Origin of the sequence: Rhodovulum sp. PH10 (assembly GCF_000293785.1) — a bacterium.
GTDB lineage: Bacteria > Pseudomonadota > Alphaproteobacteria > Rhizobiales > Xanthobacteraceae > Rhodoplanes.
On sequence record NZ_AKZI01000227.1, the window covers coordinates 1 to 678 of the forward strand.

Consider the following 678-nt stretch of genomic DNA (forward strand, 5'->3'; position numbering starts at 1 on the left):
GCGCACCACCGTCTTCGCCCGGGCCGCGGCTTCCTCGGCCGCCAACTCGTCCTCGGTGGCCGTCGCCTCCAGATCGTCCAGTTGCATCTCGAGCTGGTCGAGCAGCCGCGCCTTCCTCTCCGAGCGGCTGCCGTAGAGCTCACGCCTCAGCTTCTCGATCTCCAGCGTCAGATGGGCGATCAGCGCCTGTGTGCCGGAGGCCTCCGCCTTCATCCGGGCGGCCTCGGCCCCGACGGCGGCGGCATGGCGTTCGGCCACATCGGCACGCTGCTCGGCCGCCGCAAGCGCGGCCTTCAGGGCGGCGATATCCTCCGGTGATCCGTCCACGCGCGAGGCCGTCCGACGCGGTTGAACACGCCCAGGATTCTCGCAGAAAAGCCCGGCAATGCAAGGCTTTCCGCCTATCCGACCGAGGTCGGCCGCCAGGTCTTTTGCGGGTTGCGCCAGTCGATCCCCTCGAGCAGATAGCCGAGCTGCGCCGGCGAGATCGTCACCACGCCGTCGGCGACGGATGGCCACAGGAAACGGCCGTGCTCCAACTTCTTTGTATAGAGGCATGCGCCCTGGCCATCGTGCCAGATGACCTTCAGAAGATCGCCCCTGCGCCCCCGGAAGCAGAACAAATGGCCGCTCATCGGATCGCGCTTCAATACCTCCTGGACCAGCAGCGACAGGCCG

The 678-nt window shown here is 67.6% G+C and carries 1 protein-coding gene and 1 pseudogene; both read right to left on the reverse strand.

Translation table 11 applies throughout. The features are described 5' to 3' along the window. Positions 1-327, reverse strand: a pseudogene (locus A33M_RS21705) (IS66 family transposase); the annotation flags it as partial. Positions 328-401: 74 nt separating this feature from the next. After that, positions 402-678, reverse strand: a 277-nt coding sequence (tnpB, locus tag A33M_RS21710) for an IS66 family insertion sequence element accessory protein TnpB (protein ID WP_040622612.1), incomplete at its 5' end; no start/stop codon positions are given.